The following is a 21809-nucleotide window of genomic DNA, read 5'->3' as shown; positions in this document are numbered from 1 at the left end:
GCGAGGAAGCAGACGGCCTCTGCCACCTCTTCAAGGTTGCAAAGCGACGGATCGGATGCATGTCCAGGATGGTTTCAAGGGGTGGAGGATCGGCGGAATATCATAACGACAGTTACGTTAAGTTATGTTATACATTTTGTCGCTCGCTGTCAATATATCATAACGATAGTTACGTTAAGTTGTTTTATACATTTTATCGCGCACTGTCAATGGGTCAATTACAGGGATGTCAGGTGGCGTCACGTTAGGATGATGCGTCGCGCTCTGGCGAGATTGGCCAACAGCGCGGGCCGGGTTTGGCGCCTGATGTGTGATGCAATATCCAGATGGCAAAGTATTTCACCAATGGTGCGATGCCGTAGGTGTCCTTGCCCAATGGAGTTGGCTGCGTTCTGTAACGTGTGGTATGATAAACATATTGTATGAAAATCGGACATAACCCCTTTAATATCGGGCGTTACAAAAAAGCGAGGTGATCTGACTGATGGGACGTAACCGCGAATTCGATGTGGATCAGGCGCTGGACGCCGCAGTTTGCGTGTTTTGGCGCAAAGGCTATGAGGGTGTGTCATACACCGACCTGACGCAGGCCACGGGTGTCGAACGACCCGCGCTCTATTCGGCATTTGGCAATAAGGAAGCGTTGTTCCGCCGAGCGCTGGCTCACTACTACGAGCACTATCTGGATTTCACCCCTGCGGCGATGGAGCTGCCAACCTCTCGGGAGGTAGTCTCACATATCCTCTTCAGCGCGGCCGAATTGCAGACTCGTTACCCGGATCACAGGGGATGTCTAGGAATCAACGGCGCCGTGGCTTGCTCGGACGATGCCGAATCGATTCGGCTTGCCCTGATCGATGCGCGTGCAGAGGGAGAGGCGTTGCTGCGTGATCGCTTCGAACGGGCAAAGCAGGAGGGAGATCTGCCGGAAACCGCTAACTGTGCTGCGCTAGCTGCATTCGTGATGGCGGTGACCCACGGTATGGCTGTTCAGGCCAAGGCCGGCTTTAGTCGTGACATGCTAGAGGCTGTTGCTGAGCAAGCGCTCTCCACCTGGCCTACCGGCAGTTCCACACTTTCCGGAAAGTCATCCTAATCCTTAGTTCAGAAGAATATGGTTATGCAAAAACGTAAACTTGGTAGTCATGATCTCGAAGTCTCGGCAATCGCTACGGTGCCATGGGGTTCCATCAGGCATATGGCTCCGCCTACGAGCAGGACGGACTAAAAACGTTCATCGTGCATATGAATTGGACGTGACCCTATTTGATACTGCCGAGCTCTATGGCTGGGGAGAGAACGAGAAGTTTTTCGATCGAGCCGTGAAAGGTTTGTATTTTATCCAATGAAACCACTCTTTTGTCAGGAGTGGCTTTTGTTTATATGCTGATGTATATTTTATGGTCAAACAGTACTTTGTGCTTTGATACATTACAGTGAACCGTATCACAAGTGATTGTGCCAGATTACCGTATGGTATCGGAATGCCGTAGTGCTTGCGGATGAATATGATATCGTTCGCGGTTATCGTCGCGGCCAATTCCAGTAATGCGCTAGCCTTAAAAACATAGAGACTTCGATCATATTAATTAAACTACCTTCATTTAGTTATGGTCATTGTTAAACGGTACAAAAGCTCATAAGGATATGAACGGCAGCCGACTACAATCGGCTGCCGTTTTCAGTGTGCCATGTATGGCGATTAACTAGGCGGTGAAAGTCCGCTGTGGGGGCTTGTAGTTGCCAACCACTAGCCAAGAGCAACTGGCTCGTCTCGGCTTTGCCGGTTCCGAGCGTACGTTAAGGCACGCCGGGCGTGATGAACGAGATCGGCTTGGGCTCTTGTGCAATCATGCGATGCACCGACGTGACATTGTCGAGCCCGTCGATGCCCAGCGAATCCCTACGCGGCGGTTCTTATTCATGTCCGTGTCCGAATAAGGTTCCCGCCGTTCAGCCCGTAAGCCGTGCCGATTCCTCACGGCGGACCACGTCCAAGGCCAATTCCCGTTCCATGTTTCCTCTCTTCTTTCGCCGGCCGGCGTTTACGCCGTAATACCGGACAACCAATCGACCGCGGGGTACATGCCCGCGAATTCGTGATGCAGCAGCGGCGCCGTATCGGCGCGGTCATAGTCGGCTTCAGCCGCCGAGGACTGCATCGGATTGACGGTTGCCGTGTAACGGATACCGGCGTTTATGAGGCGCGGCAGCCATTCCTCGGCCAGCCATTTGGTGTCTTCGGCGACGACCAGAATGTGGCTCGAGTCGAACAGCGCTTTTTTGGCTTTCTTTATGACGGCGAGCTCGATCATTTTGTCGAGCGGTTCGCGAAACTCCTCGCCTTTGGCGAAGCCGTGCCAGCGAATCACAACGGTCTCGATGTTTTCGTCCCAGTAAATATGGGCTTTGTCGGATATGTAATAGTCTTTTATGTATAGTCACTCCTGTGTTTAAATGTTGTCGTTGGTTTCGTGTGCCCATTGGTTGTGCGGTTCGTAGCTCTACTATAATACGAATCGCCCCCATTGAAGAAATACATAGTTTTCGGATGAGCAATAGATGCGATCTATGGCCTGAAACGAAGGTATGCCTCGCGTGCATGGCAAGTCCGCGCATACGAAAAAGCCGCCTCGTTTTCGAATGGAAAATGGGCGGCTTTCGGCTTGCAATTCTGCGGAAATGGCGAAATGCCCAGTTTGAACGCTGATAGGCTGACCATGTTCCGCATGAATTAATGTAGGAAGATTGCCTTACCGGGGTGGTCCTGCTTTCAGACCGATAAGCATGCGACGATGACGGGCTCCTACCGTAACGGCATACCGCTCGAACGGTGCACCGCACGCCGGTGAAGCATTTCGCTCGGACGGTCAAGCTTGTGATAGGCGAAAATGGGAATTAAAACGCATCGTTTCCACAGAAAAACAGATGAGGAAGTTGGAGAACCCAACGTACAGCATGTGACCGAGTCAGCTATCACTTACACACGAATCGCTCTGAATTGTAAAGCTTGTCCTAGACACTGTTAAACAATTCAATGCACCTCTGCTTTGCTATCCATGGGAAGATTTATATTTAACCGTTATAGTAGTTCCATTAATGCCCGAATAAGGGCTAAATTCTCCGACTCGGTTCCCACTGAAATTCGAACATGGCGGGGAGACTCCACGCGCCCCCGTAACGAACAATAATTCCTTTGTTCAACAGTTGTTCGTAGATAACCTTCGCATTCGGCCCAAGCTCTACAAGCACGATCGCTCTTGACAAATAGGTGCCTGTAGGGTTGTTTGGCGAACAGATACAAAGGATCTTGGTACGTTCTGTGACCGCTTCGATAATCGAATCTATATCGAAGGTATATTGCTCCCCGAGTGGTACGGCAATTATATTAGCCCCCATAAGATGTGCCCCGAATTCATATTCGCTGAAACGGTGATAATACGATGATTTCATCTCCAGGTTCCAGAAATGCTTCGGATGCTACGTAATTCCTGATTTTATGCGACGAAGTCTATGGATATAGGTCCCCACTGATCGGGTTATTAACGCCAACAAAAGAAGGGGATGTGAGGCCTTGGTGAATCTGAAAAAACAGGAATGGATGGTTATGCCGTACAAGACGTTACATTCAGATTAATTTACTGTGAGGGGTTGAGAGATAGGATGGATATGCTGGAATATCTGCGCAAGGAGAAAATCATGGCGATGATTCGCGGTGTACATTCGAATGCTGCGGAATCGGACTGGTGAAGCGCTTGCGGAAGGTGGTATTCGGTTTATTGAAGTAACAAACCAATACCGAAAATGTTTATTCTCTGGTAGAACGCTGGAGAAAACTATATAACCGCGATTTACTTATTGGCGTCGGTACGGTGTTGGATGCGGAAATGGCCAAACGAGCCATTGATGCAGGTGCGCAATTTATCGTTTCTCCTAACCAGGATGAAGAAGTGCTTACCTGTGGCGCAAAAAATAACATCGATGTTTACCCCGGCGTGATGACGCCAACCGAAATTGTACGCGCTGTGAAAGCAGGTGCGCGAACTGTAAAAATCTTCCTGACGGGATCACTAGGTGGCGCTGCATTTATAAAGGAAATTCGTGCGCCTTTAAATGATGTTCCCATGATTGCGTCTGGTAGTGTGGGTCTGCACAATATCCGGGATATTTTGCAGGCAGGTGCGTTTGCAGTAGGGATAGGTGGAAGCCTGGTTAATCGGCATTGGATCGAAGAGGGCAATTATGATGCCATTCGTAATCTGGCTCAGGAGTTGGTTCATACTGTAGCCGACTTACGAGAGGTGCGTTAGGTGCATATTGCGGACATCAAAACGCATTTTCCTAGATGGGAAACGACGGAAAAGGGCAGCCCCGGCTTTGGTCGGGGATTCGCAGCAACTGCCCCCGTTTCCCCTGTAAAAGCAGAAAAGCCCGCGATCGCCATCGCGGGCTTTTCTCTACTTCACAAGCTCGATAAACTTGCTCGCCGCGCTGGAGAGCGGCATGTTGCGCATGGTCATGAACCCGACCTGAGACGGCGGCAGCTTGACGTCCAATTGGATCTCGAAGAGCGAGCCGGCTTCCAGTTCTTTGCTCACGAACTCCCGGGTCACGTACGAGATCCCGAGCCCTTTGCGTGCGAACTCGATGAGCAGATCGACGCTGCCGACCTCGATTTCGGGCTTGATTTCGTAGCCGTAGCTCTGAAACAGCTCCGTAATGGCCATTCGTACCCGGCTGTTACGCGAGAAGAGGATGATCGGATACTGGAGCAGCAGCTCTATCGACAGCACCGTGCCCTTCAGCTCGGAATAGAGCTCGCCCGCCACGAAACAATCCTGCAGCTGAATGCCCCGCATCACTTCGAGCTGATCGTCGACGATCGGCATCCGCACGACGCCCACGTCGATCCGGCATTCCTTCAGAAACGAGATCGTTTCGGGCGTCGTTCCGTGGTTCAAATGCAGCTTAATGCCCGGATACCTCTGATGGTAGTCCTCGAGATACGGGAGCAAATAATGCTTGAACAGCGAATCGCTCCCGCCGATCCGCAGCTCGCCGCTGCCGAGGTTTTTGAGCGCGGCCATTTTCTCCTCCGCCACCGAAATGAGAGTTTGCGACTGCTCGATGTAGGAGTAGAGCACGGCCCCTTCCTTTGTCAGCGATACGCCTCTGGCCGTCCGGTAGAACAGTGTGAGGCCGAAGCTTTCTTCCAGCTGCTTGATCGCATGGCTGACGCTCGGCTACGTGAGATACAGCGCTTTGGCGGCCTGGGTCAAGCTGCCCGTCTTCGCTGCCCAGTAGAACACTTTGTATAACTCGTAATTGTTGGTCATAGACACGGTCTATAGCTCCTGTGAAATATATGCATTACTTGTATGGATGATAATAGTATTATAGTTGAACCAAGGAACAGAAACCAGTGCCGCAAGTGATGCGATGCAAAAGGAGCTATGACACAATGGAAGCCACTACATTTATATTGTTCGGGGCGACGGGGGATTTGGCCAAACGAAAAATCTATCCTGCCTTGTTTAATTTATTCATGGACGGGAAGCTGCCGCAAGACTTCTCCGTATTCGGACTCGGCCGCAGAGAGCTGAACGACGAGACGTTCCGGGCGAATATCGGCCAAGCGCTCCGCAGCTTCTCGCGACGCGAAGCGAACGATCCCAAGCTCGTGAACCGCTTCTTGAGCGCATTCAGCTACAGTGTGCTCCATATCGACAACGAAGCGGATTACGTGAAGCTGCTTCGGCAGGTCGAGCGGCGGGAAGCCGAGCTTGGCGCCGCGCCGAACCGTATGTTTTATTTGTCGGTCGGACCGGAGTTCTTCGAAACGATCGCCGCCAACATCAAATCGAGCGGGCTCGGATCCGCGGATGGCTGGAAACGTCTCGTGATCGAGAAGCCGTTCGGCCACGATTTGCAGTCCGCGCGCGAATTGAACGAGAAGCTGAGCAAGTCGTTCGAGGAGCATGAAGTGTTCCGCATCGACCATTATCTCGGCAAGCCGATGGTGCAGAAGTTAGAAATTTTGCAGCAGGCGAATCCGGTGCTTCAAACTTTATGGACGAACCGTCACATTGCCAACGTGCAGATTACGGCCAACGAGACGGTCGGCGTTGAAGAGCGGGCAGGATACTACGATCATGTCGGCGCCGTGCGCGACATGTTCCAGAACCACATGCTGCAATTGCTCATGATGTTCGCGATCCATCTGCCGAACAACAATACGTCCGAGGACGTTCGGCTGCGCAAGAAGAAAGTGATGGAGGCCGTCGTGCCGCTGCCAAAAGAGAGCGTCACCGCTCAAGTCATCCGTGGCCAATACACGGCGGGAACGATTCAAGGAAAGCCGGTCGTCGGCTATACGTCCGAACCTGGCATTGCCGAAACCTCGCAGAACGATACATTTATCGCCGCGAAATTGGAAATCGACGATTATTTTTGGCGCGGAGTGCCGTTCTATATTCGGACGGGCAAACGGATGAAAGAGAAATCGACGCGGATCGTCATCGAGTTCAAGGAGCCGTTCAAACAGCCTTCGCTTGCGAACAACGACAACAGCAAGACGCCGAACCTGCTCGTGTTCGAAATCAGCCCGAACGAAGGCATTACGCTGCAGCTGAATACACGGGATCCGCAGCATAAAGGCGAGTTCAAGCCGATGCACGTCAATTTCCATACCAGCGAGCAAGACGTTCCTGAAGCGTACGAGAATCTGATCGGCGACGCGCTGAACGGCGACCCGACGTTCTTTGCCCACTGGGATGAAGTGGAATTGGCCTGGAAATGGGTGCAGCCGATCTTGGACGCGTTCGCGGAAAATCTCGTGCCGCTTCATCCGTACGAAGCGGGCAGCTACGGACCGGCCGTAAGCGACGAGTTGTTAGGCAAGGACGGCTACCGCTGGCGCCTCGATACCAAGCTTGAAGAACAAACCGAAACGAAAGAAGGAGAAAAATATGCCTATAACGCAAACCATTGATCAACTTGCCGTCGACACGATCCGGACGCTGTCCATCGATGCCACCAACACCGCCAACTCCGGCCACCCCGGACTGCCGATGGGCGCCGCGCCGATGGCGTATGCACTTTGGGGCAAACAGCTCAATCACAATCCGGCAAATGCGAAATGGTTCAACCGCGACCGCTTCGTGTTGTCTGCGGGCCATGGCTCGGCGTTGCTCTACAGCCTGCTGCATCTGTCGGGTTACCGGGTTTCGCTTGACGATCTAAAGCAGTTCCGTAAGCTGAACAGCCGGACGCCAGGGCATCCGGAATACGGGCATACGGACGGCGTTGACGCAACGACCGGCCCGCTTGGCCAAGGGATTTCGATGGCGGTCGGCATGGCGATGGCCGAAGCGCATCTGGCCGCGAAGTTCAACCAGGACGGCTTCCCGATCGTCGATCATTACACGTACGCGCTCGTAGGTGACGGCTGCCTGATGGAAGGCATTTCGTACGAGGCGATGTCGATGGCGGGACATATGAAATTGGGTAAACTGATCGTTTTATATGACTCCAATGATATTTCGCTCGACGGCGACTTGAACCTGTCCTTCGGGGAAGAAATGCAGAAGCGCGCGGAATCGGCCCGCTGGCAATATCTCCGCGTTGAGGACGGCAACGACATCGGGCAAATCGCCGAAGCGATCGCGGCAGCGAAGCAGAACGCCTCGCAGCCGACGCTGATCGAGGTGCGTACGATCATCGGCTTCGGCAGCAAGGCCGCCGGCACGCACAAAGTGCACGGCGCCCCGATCGGTAAAGAAGAAGGACTTGTGACGAAGAAAGTGTACGGCTGGCAGTACGAGGAAGAATTCGTCGTGCCGGACGAGGTGCGCTCGCATTTCGACGGACTGAAGAAGCAAGGCGAAGCCAAACAAGCGGCATGGAACGAGCTGGTGGGAGCTTACAAAGCGCAGCATCCGTCGCTTGGCGCTGAATTTGAGCGTGTCGTCGACGGCAAGTTCATGATCGACGCTGCGGACATTCTGACGTTCGATCCGTCCAAAACCGTTTCGACCCGCGTGGCGAGCGGCAATGCGATCAACCATTTCATCAAGCAGGTCCCGTCGATTTTCGGCGGCAGCGCGGATTTGTCGCACTCGACGATGACGGATATCTCCGGCGAGCCGAAGTTTGCCGTCGATTCCTATGCGGGACGTAATGTGTACTTCGGCGTCCGTGAGCATGCAATGGGCGCGGCCGGCAACGGTATGGCATTGCATGGCGGCGTCAAGCCGTTTGTCAGCACGTTCTTCGTGTTCAGTGATTATTTGCGGCCTGCCATCCGTTTGGCGGCGCTTCAGAAGCTGCCTGTGACGTACGTGTTCACGCACGATTCGGTCGCGGTCGGTGAAGATGGACCGACGCATGAGCCGATCGAGCACTTGGCCGCGCTGCGGACGATCCCGGGCCTTACGGTTATCCGTCCGTCCGACGCCAACGAAACGGCGAGCGCTTGGGCGTACGCGCTGCAGCAGAACGAAGGTCCGGTCGCGCTCATTCTGAGCCGTCAGAACCTTCCGGTGTACGAATCGACGAAAGCGAACGTTGCCGATGTCGCGAAGGGCGCATACGTGCTGACGGAAACGAACGACCGTCCGGATGTGATCCTAATCGGGACGGGATCCGAAGTCTCGCTGGCCGTAAACGCGAAAGCCGAGCTGGAGAAGGACAATGTGTCCGTGCGCGTTGTGGCTATGCCAAGCATGGAGCTGTTCAACCGTCAATCCGGCGAATACAAGCAATCGGTGCTTCCGGACGGCGTTACGAAGCGTCTGTCGATCGAAGCTGGCATTTCGCTTGGCTGGGAGCGTTACACGGGGCCGGGCGGCAACATCCTGTCGATTGATACGTTCGGCGCATCGGGCCCTGGACCGGAAGTCATGGACTACTTCGGTTTCACGGTAAGCAATGTCGTTCGCTTGGCGAAAGCGCTGCTTAACTAACCATATAATCTAACCTAATTGGAGGTAATGATCATGAAACTTTTTATCGATACCGCTAACCTGGCGGACATCAAGAAGGCGTACAAAATCGGTGTTCTGTCCGGCGTGACCACGAATCCGTCCCTTGTAGCCAAGGAAGGCGTGAAGTTCGAAGACCGTATCGCCGAGATTTTGCGCGAAGTGCCCGAAGTCGAGTCCGTCTCGGCGGAAGTAACGCCGGATGCGCTGACAGCTGAAGAGATGATCGCCCAGGCGGAAGAATTGATCAAAATCAACGAATACGACAAAAACATCACGATCAAGCTGCCAATGACGCTGGCCGGCCTGGAAGCTTGCCGTTACCTGAGCAGGAAAGGCGTGAAGACGAACGTAACGCTGATCTTCACGGTCAACCAAGCGCTCCTGGCTGCTCGTGCGGGCGCAACGTATGTGTCTCCGTTCCTCGGCCGTTTGGACGACATTTCGGAAGACGGCGTGCTGCTGGTTTCGAAAGTTGCCGAGCTGTTCCGCACGCATAACTTGGATACGCAAATCATCGCAGCATCCGTTCGTCATCCGGACCACGTAACGCGCGTTGCGATGGCTGGCGCGCACATCGCGACGATTCCATTCTCGGTCATCGAGCAAATCTCGAAGCACCCGCTGACGGATCAAGGCATGGAGAAATTCACGGCCGACTGGAAGAAAGCCGTGCAATAATCGACGACAACCGCTGCGCAACCGCAGCGGCCGTAAAAATAAGCAGCAGACTTTAATCGTATAGATCGACAAGGAGGTTATTTCAAATGGCAAAACAGCAAATCGGCGTGGTCGGCTTGGCTGTAATGGGCAAAAATCTCGCATTGAATATTGAAAGCAAAGGCTTCTCGGTGGCGGTCTACAACCGTTCGGCAGAGAAAACGAACGAGCTGCTGGCAGAAGCGAAGGGTAAAAACTTCGTCGGCGCCTACAGCGTCGAGGAATTCGTGAACGCGCTCGAGACGCCGCGCAAAATCCTGATCATGGTCAAAGCCGGTCAGCCGACGGATGACACGATCAACCAGCTGGTTCCTTACTTGAGCCCGGGCGATATTCTCATCGACGGCGGCAACGCGTTCTTCCCGGATACGCAGCGCAGAAACAAAGAGCTGCAGGAGAAAGGGTTCCGCTTTATCGGCGCAGGCGTTTCAGGCGGCGAAGAAGGCGCACTGAACGGTCCGGCGATCATGCCGGGCGGTCAACGGGACGCGTATGAGCTGGTCGAGCCGATCTTGACTGCGATTTCGGCGAAAGTGAACGGCGATCCTTGCTCGACTTACATCGGGGCGGACGGCGCCGGCCACTATGTCAAAATGGTTCACAACGGCATCGAGTACGGTGACATGCAGCTGATTGGCGAGGCGTACCACCTACTGAAGGACGTGCTGAATCTCAGCACGAGCGAACTGCACGACATTTTCACGGAATGGAACAACGGCGAGCTTGACAGTTACCTGATCGAAATCACGGCCGATATTTTCGGCAAAACGGATCCGGAAACGGGTAAGCCGATGGTCGACGTCATTCTCGATTCCGCAGGACAGAAGGGAACCGGCAAATGGACGAGCCAAAGCGCGCTTGATCTCGGCGTGCCGCTGTCCATCATTACGGAATCCGTGTTTGCGCGGTTCATCTCCGCGATGAAGGACGAGCGTATCGCCGCGAGCAAGCTACTGAGCGGACCTGTCGTGTCCGGCTACGAAGGCGACCGTGCCGCGTTCATTGAGGCGGTTCGCCAAGCGCTGTACGCGAGCAAAATCGCTTCGTACGCGCAAGGCTTCGCCCAAATGCGCTCGGCTTCCGAAGAGTATGACTGGAACTTGAACTATGGCGGCATCGCGATGATTTTCCGCGGCGGATGCATTATTCGCGCCGGCTTCCTGCAAAACATCAAAGACGCCTACGATCGCAATCCGGAGCTGAAAAACCTGTTCCTGGACGATTATTTCCGCGGCGTCGTTGAGAACTATCAAGATGCGTGGAGACGCGTCGTCTCCGTCGCCGTGGAACGCGGCATCCCGGTTCCGGCCTTCGCATCGGCGCTGGCGTACTACGACAGCTACCGTTCCGAGCGTCTACCGGCGAACCTGCTACAAGCGCAGCGCGATTACTTCGGCGCGCATACGTTCGAGCGTCTGGACCGGAAGGGCAGCTTCCATTTCCAATGGATGGCGAACGAGTAACGATTGGCATGCTGGCTTGCGTTATGCGGTAGATGATGCGTACGACGCGAGTTGTGATATAGACTGCGATCAGGCATGTGTGATCGCGGGGTACGAAAGGACCTCCGATCCCACGTATTGTGGGCGGAGGTTCTTTTATTTTGCTTCGGGTGGGGGCAGAGGGACTCCCACGGTGGCGGGGCGCTTAAGCGGTTGTGCCACTTCAAGCCCTGTGCGGCTCTCCGCGGCCATGAACGGCGTGTGCAATCGAAGTTTATTTTAAAATATGGAGGTTATTGATATGTGATTTTTTGTCGGTACGGCGAAAATCGGCATTTTGTCCGGTGTAAGACGAACCCTTCGCTCGTCGCAAAGAAGGCGCAAAAGAAGGAGTATAATTTAAGGACCGCATCGAGAGGTTCTGAAGGAATTGAGACGTATCAGTAGAAGCTACTCCGAATGTGGTAACAGCTGAAGAGATGATCGTACAAGCAAAAGAACTATTCGATAAAATTGTCCTGCTGCGTTGCGGCAGAAGATTAAAGGAGACGATTTCCATGACGATTAAATTCAATTATTCGAATGCACTGCCCTTTATGGGGCAGCACGAAGTGGACTACTTGGCACCGTTTGTTGCTACAGCGCACCAGATGCTTCACGATAAGGAAGGCCCCGGGTCTGATTTCCTCGGATGGGTCGATCTACCGCTGAACTACGACAAGGACGAATTCGGGAGAATCAAGTCTGCTGCCGAGCGCATCCGCTCTAACTCTGACGCCTTGATCGTTATCGGCATCGGAGGGTCCTACCTGGGAGCCCGTTCTGCAATCGAAGCGTTGTCCCATACATTCCACAACCAAATGAGCGGCAAGACACAAGTTTATTTTGCAGGCCAGAACATTAGCTCGACGTACTTGACGGACCTGCTTGAACTGCTCGATGGCAAGGACATCTCGCTTAATGTTATTTCCAAATCAGGTACAACGACGGAACCGGCGATTGCTTTCCGCGTGCTACGCGAATACATGGAGAATAAATACGGTAAGGAAGAAGCACGGAGACGCATCTTCGCAACGACTGATGCTTCCAAAGGTGCTTTAAAGAAACTCGCCGACGAAGAAGGCTACGAAACGTTTGTTATTCCGGACGATGTGGGCGGCCGTTATTCAATTCTGACGGCGGTAGGCTTACTTCCGATTGCGACGGCCGGACTAGATATCGATCGGATGATGGCCGGTGCGGCGGCAGCGAGAATTAAGTACAATAATCCGGATCTTGCGACTAACGAGAGCTACCAATACGCTGCTGTCCGCAATGCCTTGTACCGCAAAGGAAAATCCATTGAGCTGCTGGCGAACTTTGAGCCTTCCTTGCACTACGTATCCGAGTGGTGGAAGCAACTGTTCGGGGAAAGCGAAGGCAAAGACCAAAAAGGCTTATACCCTGCTTCCGTCGATTTTTCGACTGATCTGCACTCGATGGGGCAATTTGTACAAGAAGGCCGCCGGGATATAATAGAAACGGTTTTATTCATCAAGAAACCTCGTGTAGAGCTTACGATTCAGAAGGATTCCGGCAATCTTGACGGCTTGAACTTCCTTGCCGGCATGACGATGGACGAAGTGAACCGGAAGGCAGCGGAAGGCACGCGTTTGGCGCACGTCGACGGAGGAGTACCAAATTTGATCGTTGAGATGGACACGTTGAACGAATACACGTACGGCGAAATGGTGTATTTCTTCGAGAAAGCTTGCGGTATCAGTGGCTTACTGCTCGGCGTTAACCCGTTTGACCAGCCAGGCGTCGAAGCGTACAAAATCAATATGTTCACGTTGCTCGGTAAACCAGGCTTCGAAGCGCATCAGGAAGAACTCGTCAATCGCTTGGAAAGGGGAAAGATTTAACGGGAGGCAAATAGGGGAAGAACAGCCGCGCATGCTTTGAAATGATTGAACGGTTAATAAGCGGTGATAGATGAATCGTGATTGGAAATGAAGACGGCAGGGTGTAACGTGATCGTTCGCGTTATGCCTCGCGCGAGGTCGGTTTGCTTCGTTTGAGCAAACGGGTTACACGCTGCCGTAACTCATGAGGCGGAGGAATAGATTAAGACCCATGTTCGACGGACTTGTCAGCCAAATTGGGTCGATTCTGGGGGTATTTCGTAACAAAAGAGTTCAAGTCTGGGAATGAGGCAGCCAAGCCCCGTGCCTTGTTCTTAGCGACGAACCGTTTTTCACCATCCCGCCCATGCGCCTAAGTTGAAGGACCCAGAAGTCGATAAAGCTTTCGACGCTGTATCGAACCTGCTCTTGTCTGGTTTAAGATAAGTGATCTAGGCGGTAACGATTGCATATTAAATGCAGTGGCGGTCTAGGTTTTTGGGTCCTGGAGAGGGATTTGAAAAGATAAGGACCAAGCCAGGTGTAACTATGGCATTACTTGCTGGGCTATCAGATAGGTTTCGAGGAAAACCTCTTATACATCACCTTATTTCCTTGAAGGGGGACATTTGTTTTGGATGCGCAGTTTCTAGATTTATTGGCCCAGACATATGATACGGAAGAAAAAGTTGTAACAGAAATTATCAACCTTGAAGCGATCTCTAATCTTCCCAAGGGAACTGAGCATTTTGTCAGTGATTTGCATGGGGAGTTCCAGGCTTTTCAGCATGTACTAAGAAACGGTTCGGGTACCGTAAAAGAGAAAATCAAAGCCTTGTTTCGTGAGGTTTGGACGGATCATGAAATCAATGATTTTACTGCGTTAGTTTATTATCCGGAAGAGAAAATACAGCTGGTTAAAGGAGACCTGCGCAATAAACAAGCCTTGAACCGATGGTACAGACAAACGATTGAACAAATGCTTAAGCTCATTTCTTATGCCTCTTCCAAATATACGCGCGCGAAATTGCGTAAAGCTCTGCCGGAGCAGTTCGTATATATTGTAGAAGAGCTTCTATACAAGACGGATTCGACCAACAATAAGGACCCTTATTATGAGGAAATATACCGGCAAATTATTTCCTTGGGCCAGTCGGACAAGCTTATTATCGGCCTTGCTTATACGACCCAGCGCCTGGTGGTGGACCATCTTCATGTGGTCGGTGATATCTATGACCGCGGGCCGGACCCCGATAAAATTATGGACACGCTAATCAACTACCATTCTTTAGACATTCAGTGGGGGAACCATGATGTCCTGTGGATAGGCGCCTATGCAGGTTCCTTGGTCTGCCTTGCGAATATTATCCGGATCTGCGCCAGATACGACAATCTGGACATCATCGAAGACGTATATGGAATCAATCTTCGCCCACTGCTGAACTTGGCGGAGAAATACTATGATGACAATCCGGCCTTTAGACCGAAGCTGCAGACCGAGCATAACGGTTCGGAGCAGGAAATCCTGCAGATTTCCAAAATTCATCAAGCCATTGCGATGATCCAGTTTAAGCTTGAAATCCCAATTATCAAGAGACGTCCATACTTTAATATGTCTAAAAGGCTTTTGCTTGAGCAGATCGATTTCGACAAATCTGAAATCAAGATCGACGGAAAAACTTACCTGCTGGAAAACACCTGTTTCGCAACCGTTAATCCGCAGCAGCCTGAACAATTGTTGGAGGAAGAACAGCAGGTGATGGAAAAACTGCTGTTCTCCGTTCAACATTCCGAAAAGCTGGCCAGACATATGAATTTTCTTATGGAAAAGGGCAGCCTTTATTTAAAATACAACGGGAATTTGTTAATTCACGGCTGTATTCCTTTGGATGAAGAAGGGAACATGGAAGAAATGCAGATTGAAGACAAGACGTATTCGGGCCGTCAGCTGCTCGATGTTTTTGAATATTTTTTACGTTACGCCTTTGCGCATCCGGAAGAGACGGATGATCTGGCAACGGATATGGTATGGTACATCTGGACAGGGGAATGTTCCTCGCTCTTTGGAAAGAGAGAAATGACCACCTTTGAACGGTACTTTATCAAAGATAAAGAAACCTATAAGGAGAGAAAGAACCCTTATTACCATTTGCGTGAAAATGAGGAGATCTGCCGGAAAATCCTGCTGGAGTTTGATCTGAATCCGGATCATGGACATATCATTAACGGCCACACGCCAGTAAAAGAAATTCGTGGAGAGAACCCCGTTAAAGCAAACGGGAAAATGATTGTCATTGACGGCGGTTTTTCCAAAGCCTATCAATCCACAACGGGAATCGCCGGATATACCTTGTTGCATAATTCCTTTGGCATGCAGCTCGTTGCCCATCAGAAATTTAATTCAAAAGAAGATGTGTTGCGTAACGGAACGGACGTATTGTCTATAAAAAGGCTGGTGGACAAAGAACTGGAGAGGAAGCTGGTGAGGGAAACCAATGTCGGGGAGAAGCTGCTGCAGAAAATCTCAAATTTGAAGAATCTCCTGGAATATCACTACATGAAATGAAAATGGTACAGCTTCGTTACGCTCCCTCGAATGATTCCTCACTTAGACTCATGAATTCGCAGGATTTCATCACTCTTCATTGAGGATGGTTGTTTCGAGAATGTTGTCGCTTGGACCGTAGTGCGCTGAATGTGTTGTTGCATTCATAATTGCACCTACTAGTTGGTATGCAAATCAAGCGTCATTAAAAATAAACTTTTCAATAAGAACTTTAGCTGTTTCGCGAGCATGAAGAGCCGATAAATTCGTGTCGGGTAAGATGAGCCGGGTTGGGGTAGCTCGTAAGCATAATATCAGTGTACTGGTGAAGTGGCGTCACCAGTACGAGTTGTATGGAGCCGAAGGATTAGCTATTCGTACAAATAATAACAGTTATTCCGCGGAACTTAAGCTAAAGGTAGTTCAAGATTATCTCACAGGCAACTATTCACAATATGAAATTATAGACAAATACACTATCGCCAGTCGTACTTGAGGAGTTAACCGAAGCAGATCTTCAGCAACTCGAGCTGAAGAAGTTGAATCTAGAGAATGAGCGGCTTCGAGCGGAGGTTGCCTTTCTAAAAAAGTTACAGGAAATCCAAAGGAGGCGACGTTAAGCGGACACCGTCAAGAGAATATCTACCTTGCTATTCAAGCCGCTGAGCAGGAAGGATTGTTTCCTGTGCAGACTTTGTGTGAGATCGCAGATATTGTAAGATCCAGCTATTACAAATGGTTGAAGCATACGCCTAGTATTCGTGAAGTGGAGAACCGCCAGCTGGCACAACGAAGCGCTGAAAGTTGCCCCGCCAGCGACGAGAGGGAACAAGGATTCAGTAGCTAATCAAGGACTGGCTTACTGTAATGCTCTATTCCAAATTGAGCGCGAGCTGAAGGATGCTTCGCCAGAAGAACGATATGCCGAGCGAAAGAAGCGAAGCCTTTCCATCCTAGAGGATTATTCGGTGTGGCTCAAGCAACAGCGCTCTCAATCCTTGCCGAAGAGTCTGGCTGGACAAGCGATTACTTACAGCCTGAATCAGTGGGAGAAATTGACCTCATTTCTGAAGGATGGCCGGCTCGAGATCGATAACAACCGAAGTGAGCGATCTATCAAGCCATTCGTGATCGGGAGAAAGAACTGGTTATTTGCGAACACGCCCCGCGGCGCGAAGGCTAGTGCGACGATCTACAGCGTCATCGAGACGGCGAAGGAAAATGGACTTCTTCCGTTCCAATATCTAAAGTACCTGTTCGAGCAGCTTCCACAGCTTCCGGATCCACAAAATCCAGAGGCACTCGAGCCTTATTTGCCATGGTCATCTTCGCTTCCGATTACTTGTCGTGTGATGGGATAGGCATGATCTAGTTTGAGGTTATGTGACGCTTACTGTTATGGGATAGGCATGGGTAAGTTTGAGGTTATGTGTCGCTTACGAAGGTAAAAGAAAAAGAATGCTATGCATTATTAAGCCGGGACACCTTAGTTTAATAACAAAACAGCAGCCGATCGGCTGCTGTTTGTCTTAATCCTTGCATGCTAAACTAATGGAGTTTAGTTCCAATATGTGTGCATTGGGTTTCCCTCAATTCTGACGACACAAATGTCAGTTCATAAACGACATAAATGTGAATGCATGTATAGATGAACCTAATAAAAAAGACGATAAAACGTAAACAAAGCAAGTAGCGGATCAAAGTTCAGCTGCTTGCCTGTATTCCCAATTAAAAATTCTTTTGGTTGATCTTAAACCAATATTTAAATGCATCCACGTCGTTTTTTTGTTCGATATCGCGTATGGCCCTGGCTGCCTTTAGCTTGCCTTCAAATCTGGCACCGCAGGAACGGCAGCCCGTTCTGATTCACGATATGTGCGTGCTTGAGCATCAAGTATCTCTCCTCTCCCATCCGTACGGGCATCACCCGGCAGAACAGACCTGTTTAGGACCATTATTGGGACAAGCAAATCCAATAAGAATGGATTTAATAACTATGAATTTGAGTACATTTTACTTTAGATAAATCGGTTCAACACCGCTATTTCAGGGAATTTCTGTATTTTATGGATTGGCCTTTCAATACTTTGGGACGAATGGAATCTACAGAGGAAACAAAATCGATGCGAGATTGCCATTCGCTCTTTGTCTTTGTAACATGAAGCGCTTCGCAATTAATTTTGCATAATCTCTCCGTCATGGAGCATAACTAAGCTAATCGAACTGGCACCATGGAAAAAACAGTACAGTCCGAATAAACACAGTAAGATATAGATCTCCTAGTTGGGTCTGAAATTGGCTTCTTAGCTCCACGGCCTCACTACATCCCGAAAGTAACTTTCGAACCACGCGCAAGTTTAAAGCCATCTTGTTGCCATTGAAGTCAAATTTGATCCGCCATTAAAGTTACCACCGGTGATTAATCGGACGCGCCTAGCGGGATTCAAACAAGTTCACCGTCCCAGTACCATACTAACGGAAGGGAAAAAAGCTTGCAGCAACTCCAGATCCTTATCCTTGCATTTATTCTGATGTCGCGTATAAAGCACTTCAGGAACGCGATTAATGTTATTTAACTGAAACAGGTCAATTTAGATCATAAGTTTCTCATATAATTGCACTACTTGCGCTGCTAAACCTTCAATATCACTATCTATTTCATCCAGTACATAAGCCTCCAGTACTCCCATGGTTGCTGTTCCTAAAAACTTCAAGAAAACATTCTTATCAATAAGGGGCCGCGAATCCTTATGAAGTTTTTTGTCTATCTCATCTGTAGTAAACGACAACAGCTTCCCACGAAATGATGAAGCGCTTTTACTTTTAAACAAAGAAGCGAAAAATAATTTATGCTGCTCAAAATAAGAGAACCATATTATCGAACCCTCTATAATCCCCATATCTTTTTTTTGGTCACATATTTGTCGCAATTGCAAAATATGGTCATCTACAATCTTATCTAACAGATCATACTTATCAACATAATGAAGATAGAATGTCTTTCGGCCCATATTGGCTTGTTCCGTAATACTTCTAACTGTAATCTCGTCGAACCCTTCCTTAACTAACATTTGCAAAAAGGTCGATTGAATCGCTTGTTTAGACTTTACAATTCTTCGATCTATTTTATCCATACTGAAAGCCTCCTTCAGTTTGTACACACATAAAACATAATGTGTATTAACACCCATAACTCACAATGTGGTTATTGGATCAACTGATCATTTATTATATTATAAATATACACAAGGCACTTAACACGCACAAGTGTAATAAAAACAAAGGTGGTATAAAAGTATGACAGTTATTCAAAAGAGAGTATCATTTACGGCGCATGGACTACAGTTAGCAGCGATATTAAATATACCAAAGTATGATGAAGAAAAGAAACAAAATCCAGCTATTATCTGTGTTCATCCGGGTAGCAGTTGTAAAGAACAAACGGCAGGAATCTATGCACAGGAACTTGCTGATCTAGGGTATGTTACCATTGTATTCGATGCATCTTATCAAGGAGAAAGTGAAGGCGAGCCTCGTTATGCCGAATACCCGGCTGCACGTGTTGAGGATATTCGGTCTGCGGTTGATTACCTAACTACACTAGATTATGTCGACGAAAATCGTATTGGCGTGTTAGGTGTTTGTGCAGGAGGCGGATATGCTGTTAATGCTGCAATGACAGAACGGCGTATCAAAGCAGTTGGTGCGGTTTCCGTCGCGAATATAGGTCGTGGATATCGTGAATTCGATCCAATCAAAATGTTGGAGCAAGTTGCCCAACAACGCACAGCTGAAGCACGCGGAGCCGATCCTCTTATTTCACAATGGGTGCCTAGCAGTCACACAGAAAGAGAAGCGGCTGGCATGACTGAACTCGACATAGTAGAAGCTGTTGATTACTACAGAACACCAAGGGGCCAGCACCCTAATTCTCCGAACAAATTGAAATTCACTACTGTGGACTCAATCATCGCCTTTGATGCCTTCCACTTGGCAGACACTTTACTGACTCAGCCTTTGCAAATCATAGTCGGTGGTGTACAAGGAGCATTTGGTTCATACAAGGATGGTCATGACCTTTATAACCGAGCTGCTTCTGAGAAAAAAGATCTGTTCGTAGTAGAAGGGGCAGGCCACTATGACCTGTACGATAGACCAGAGCCAGTGAGTAAAGCCGTTGAAAAATTAGGTGTTTTTTTCAAAGAAAATCTTTAATATTCATGCAACACAGCCATAAAACTATCTTGGACGTATCCGTGTTGAAACAACACCAGGTACGTCCGAGGCTTAACGACGACGCGGAAGCTCTTTTTGAATCTAGTAATACATTGACTCTTAAAAATAAACACAATCCGGTGAAAGAAACCGGATTGTGTTTATTTTTATCTGAGATTACTTTGTACGATGAGACCTCTAATAGTCGAAGTTATCACTGGGAATGGATCCAATTTTAACTGAATTCATTTGGAGGTTCGATTTCACTTTTTTATTCATCTTGCGACATAGTGCAAGGTGCGCATTACAGGCAGTGAGTATCTCCTATCCAGCCGCTGCTTTACCAACGCTTTCCTACGTCATTGAATTTTGGGTTCAATAACTATTTCTCCTGATTTATTTATAACCCCGTATCTATTACCTACCAGAACTGATGCCAGACCACTGTGAAAACCATTCGAAAACTTAAACCCAAATGGGATTTGAACAATGCCCTCTTTATCAATAAAGCCGTATTTATTGTTTATACTTACACTATTATAAATCGGGTCCAGTACAACATTGCCGTGAATATCAATAACAGCTATTTTCCCATTTGACGCTAACGATAAAATTCATAACAGAATTGTAGCAGCAATTTGATTTCCAAATTGTATCGTTAGTAAGTCTACGTCAATGTACTGTTTACCTAGAGCCAGCTCAATTAGCTGGATATGTTGCAGCAATACTGACCACTACCCTTGGTAAAACTGACCCGACACTTCATAGCCCACTCCATCCTTCTCCAAGAGTTCGATATTTACTTTTACTAACTTACATCAAGAAACTTTTTGGTAACGTTGGAACACGTGAACTAACAGAAATGGTCAATTGGTTCTGTGAAGAATCAGGAATATCAGCTCATGAACAATGGAACAGTGCTTGGTGGAAAATTGAAATCTCATCTTTACAATAATTCACAACTTGCGATTGAACTGAATTGCTTTTAACGATTGTGTCAATATTTCCGTACTCATACATAAATGCTTGTGCTGTTGTGCCATATTCTTCGTACTTACAAGTCAAACTCAATAAGAGGTTGTGTATGGTGCTACAAGATGTCAAGACAGTTATTTTAATATAGTTAAGGTGTGAAGTGATTCACAATGTCGGAGTATGGCTACACTTTGAGAGTTATAATCCTTCGCATGAGATGGAATAATGATCAATTATTACCAATGCCATATTGTCCACAGGTGGAGGATATAGCTCAAGCGAAGGCGCGGGAGGAAAGACGTTTTATCCGTTATTTGGTGTCTAAAGAAAATTGAGTATTAGACGCCCATGCCACTAACGCGGCACCATCAGGATGATGAAATACAGTTATTTCAGGATAGACTGTCGCTGTTTTATTGAAATATCGTATCTCAATAGTTCAAAACACTGGAGGCTCTAACGGTTTTGAGTCATTTTAATACGCTATTTTCTTCGAACATTTGCAATTGGAATCTGTTCAACAATTTCCAATATTGTTCAACCATGACCGATGGTGGATACGGCATCGAATGGGTAATCCACCATTCCAATAAACCCACTCCCGCTGAAATTAAAAATTGTACCGTAATGTCCCTGTTCAGTTCCCGATCGAGACTGATCGAAACCATGCTCAGACTTTGCCGGAACATTGTCTCCAATTGGTTTCGGAAAACCGCGCTTCCCTTGCTAGTCAGCATTATGGAATAGAATGAAGCATGCTGTTCCAAATATTCAAACGTACGCAGCAGCGCGGTTTTGGAAGTGAGAAGAACCAAGCCCTCTTCAGGCATACAACTGAGCTGCAACTGGTTTAATTGTGCTTCCACGCATTGATCGCGCAGATCGTACTTGTCAGCGAAATGCAGATACACCGTTCCTCGATTGACATTCGCTTCCTCCGCAATTTGGTTGATCGTCATGCTCTCGAAATCCTTTTCCGACATCAACCTCATAAAAGCATCCATAATCGCTTGCCTCGATTTTTGAATACGCCTGTCCATATCATTCT

The 21809-nt window shown here is 49.0% G+C and carries 15 protein-coding genes and 2 pseudogenes; 11 read left to right on the top strand and 6 right to left on the bottom strand.

Translation table 11 applies throughout. The features are described from left to right. The first annotated feature begins 484 nt into the window (after positions 1-484). A complete protein-coding gene (locus ACFQ88_RS24700) occupies positions 485-1096 on the top strand; it encodes a TetR/AcrR family transcriptional regulator (RefSeq protein ID WP_379457799.1) in 612 nt (203 codons plus the stop codon). 644 nt (positions 1097-1740) lie between these two features. Next, complete coding sequence (locus ACFQ88_RS24695; protein ID WP_379457797.1) at positions 1741-1941, top strand: hypothetical protein; 201 nt, start codon at positions 1741-1743, stop codon at positions 1939-1941. Positions 1942-2045: 104 nt separating this feature from the next. Here the strand turns inward: ACFQ88_RS24695 and ACFQ88_RS24690 are convergent, their stop codons facing one another. Beyond that, positions 2046-2372, bottom strand: coding sequence for a hypothetical protein (locus tag ACFQ88_RS24690; protein ID WP_379457795.1), 327 nt, complete (start codon positions 2370-2372; stop codon positions 2046-2048). 742 nt (positions 2373-3114) lie between these two features. Then, the gene (locus tag ACFQ88_RS24685; protein ID WP_379457793.1) at positions 3115-3399 is read right to left on the bottom strand and encodes an aminotransferase class I/II-fold pyridoxal phosphate-dependent enzyme; all 285 of its coding nucleotides are present in this window, start codon (positions 3397-3399) and stop codon (positions 3115-3117) included. A 488-nt stretch (positions 3400-3887) separates the two neighbouring features. On the opposite strand from ACFQ88_RS24685, the gene ACFQ88_RS24680 reads away from it, so the two are divergent. Next, positions 3888-4310 (top strand): bifunctional 4-hydroxy-2-oxoglutarate aldolase/2-dehydro-3-deoxy-phosphogluconate aldolase, encoded by a 423-nt coding sequence (locus ACFQ88_RS24680; protein ID WP_379457791.1) that lies wholly within the window; start codon positions 3888-3890, stop codon positions 4308-4310. 147 nt (positions 4311-4457) lie between these two features. On the opposite strand, the pseudogene ACFQ88_RS24675 reads toward ACFQ88_RS24680, so the two are convergent. Beyond that, positions 4458-5336: pseudogene (locus ACFQ88_RS24675) on the bottom strand (LysR family transcriptional regulator). A gap of 125 nt (positions 5337-5461) precedes the next feature. On the opposite strand from ACFQ88_RS24675, the gene zwf reads away from it, so the two are divergent. The 7 genes and pseudogenes from zwf to ACFQ88_RS24640 all read left to right on the top strand — a co-directional run. Continuing rightward, complete coding sequence (zwf, locus tag ACFQ88_RS24670) at positions 5462-6991, top strand: glucose-6-phosphate dehydrogenase (protein WP_379457789.1); 1530 nt, start codon at positions 5462-5464, stop codon at positions 6989-6991. Beyond that, positions 6969-8963 carry a transketolase gene (gene tkt, locus ACFQ88_RS24665; protein ID WP_379457787.1) on the top strand — a complete coding sequence of 665 codons (1995 nt, stop codon included), beginning with the start codon at positions 6969-6971 and terminating at the stop codon, positions 8961-8963. The genes zwf and tkt overlap by 23 nt, the downstream gene beginning before the upstream one ends. A 33-nt stretch (positions 8964-8996) precedes the next feature. Continuing rightward, positions 8997-9662: a fructose-6-phosphate aldolase gene (fsa, locus tag ACFQ88_RS24660; protein WP_379457785.1), complete on the top strand. Its 666-nt coding sequence runs from the start codon at positions 8997-8999 to the stop codon at positions 9660-9662. An 86-nt stretch (positions 9663-9748) separates the two neighbouring features. Next, entirely contained in the window at positions 9749-11164 is a 1416-nt protein-coding gene (gene gndA / locus ACFQ88_RS24655; protein ID WP_379457783.1) for an NADP-dependent phosphogluconate dehydrogenase, read from the top strand. 536 nt (positions 11165-11700) lie between these two features. After that, positions 11701-13047 carry a glucose-6-phosphate isomerase gene (locus ACFQ88_RS24650; protein WP_379457781.1) on the top strand — a complete coding sequence of 449 codons (1347 nt, stop codon included), beginning with the start codon at positions 11701-11703 and terminating at the stop codon, positions 13045-13047. Positions 13048-13660: 613 nt separating this feature from the next. Next, entirely contained in the window at positions 13661-15592 is a 1932-nt protein-coding gene (locus ACFQ88_RS24645; RefSeq protein ID WP_379457779.1) for a fructose-1,6-bisphosphatase, read from the top strand. 767 nt (positions 15593-16359) lie between these two features. Then, a pseudogene (locus ACFQ88_RS24640) lies at positions 16360-16932 on the top strand (IS66 family transposase); the annotation flags it as partial. Positions 16933-18162: 1230 nt separating this feature from the next. Here the strand turns inward: ACFQ88_RS24640 and ACFQ88_RS24635 are convergent. After that, positions 18163-18705, bottom strand: coding sequence for a TetR/AcrR family transcriptional regulator (locus ACFQ88_RS24635; RefSeq protein WP_379457777.1), 543 nt, complete (start codon positions 18703-18705; stop codon positions 18163-18165). 163 nt (positions 18706-18868) lie between these two features. Here ACFQ88_RS24635 and ACFQ88_RS24630 point away from each other — a divergent pair, with 163 nt between their 5' ends. Then, complete coding sequence (locus tag ACFQ88_RS24630; protein ID WP_379457775.1) at positions 18869-19786, top strand: alpha/beta hydrolase; 918 nt, start codon at positions 18869-18871, stop codon at positions 19784-19786. Positions 19787-20145: 359 nt separating this feature from the next. On the opposite strand, the gene ACFQ88_RS24625 is transcribed toward ACFQ88_RS24630, so the two are convergent. Continuing rightward, positions 20146-20292, bottom strand: coding sequence for a WG repeat-containing protein (locus tag ACFQ88_RS24625; protein WP_379457996.1), 147 nt, complete (start codon positions 20290-20292; stop codon positions 20146-20148). Positions 20293-21231: 939 nt separating this feature from the next. Continuing rightward, a complete protein-coding gene (locus tag ACFQ88_RS24620) occupies positions 21232-21801 on the bottom strand; it encodes a TetR/AcrR family transcriptional regulator (RefSeq protein WP_379457773.1) in 570 nt (189 codons plus the stop codon). Positions 21802-21809 lie beyond the last annotated feature (8 nt).

It is taken from the genome of Paenibacillus sp. NPDC056579 (genome assembly GCF_042793215.1).
Lineage (GTDB): Bacteria > Bacillota > Bacilli > Paenibacillales > NBRC-103111 > Paenibacillus_S.
This window is presented reverse-complemented; position numbering and strand designations above follow the sequence as displayed.